Below are 974 nucleotides of genomic sequence, written 5' to 3' on the forward strand. Positions count from 1 at the left end.
GCGCATCCCAATCGAAGCTCTTCCAGGCGCGGTTGTGGTCGTGCAGTGTCAAATAGAGAAGCGCGAGGACGGTGTCGTCAATCGCGGCAGTGTCGATGTTCATGGTGTTCATCCGATAACGTTTAGATCCGTGTGCAGAATCTTTCGAGGCTGGCGAGAATTTCGTGAGCTGACTTGCTCCAGACGAACGGCCGGGGATTCGAGTTATAGACATCGAGGTAATGCCCGATCGCCTCTTCAAGTTGCCGTGTCGAGCGATGCGTGCCACGTCGAATGTATTTTTCGGTCAGCGTTGCAAACCAACGTTCCACCTGATTGAGCCACGACGCCGACGTTGGCGTGAAGTGAATATGGAAGCGAGGGTGTCGCGCGAACCAGTTTTTGATCGAAGGTGTCTTATGCGTGCCGTAGTTATCCATCACCAGATGAACTTCCATCTCAGCGGGCACGCTGGCATCTATCGTGCGCAGGAACTGCACGAATTCACTGCTGCGATGGCGACGATGCAATTCGCCGATGACTTCGCCAGTGGCAATGTCCAGCGCGGCAAACAATGTGGTGGTGCCGTGGCGTATGTAGTCGTGAGTGCGACGCTCGGGAATGCCGGGCGCCAAGGGCAGTATGGGCTGCGTTCGGTCCAATGCCTGGATCTGGCTCTTCTCGTCGACACACAGCACCATCGCCTTCAGTGGCGGATCGAGGTACAGACCGACGATGTCACGAACCTTGTCAACGAACAGCGGATCGCTCGAGAGTTTGAAGGTTTCCTGCCGATGCGGCTGCAGGCCGAAGGCTCGCCAGATTCGCGACACTGCAGTTTGCGAAAGGCTCATCTCCCGAGCCATCGTCCGTGTACTCCAGTGCGTCGCTCCTTTGGGTACGGACTCCAGCGTCTTCGCGATAACGGCATCGACACGTGCGTCGTCGATCGATCTGGGTGCGCCCGGACGCGGCGCGTCAAGCAGGCCATCCAG

1 protein-coding gene is annotated in these 974 nt (G+C 57.6%); it reads right to left on the bottom strand.

Features of this window, described 5'->3' with window-relative positions; translation table 11 throughout:
• Positions 1-122 precede the first annotated feature (122 nt).
• On the bottom strand, positions 123-974 hold an 852-nt coding region (locus AB4Y34_RS41720), incomplete at its 5' end, for an IS630 family transposase (RefSeq protein WP_368719289.1).

Origin of the sequence: Paraburkholderia sp. BR10954, from assembly GCF_040965775.1 — a bacterium.
In the GTDB taxonomy this organism is placed as follows: domain Bacteria; phylum Pseudomonadota; class Gammaproteobacteria; order Burkholderiales; family Burkholderiaceae; genus Paraburkholderia; species Paraburkholderia youngii.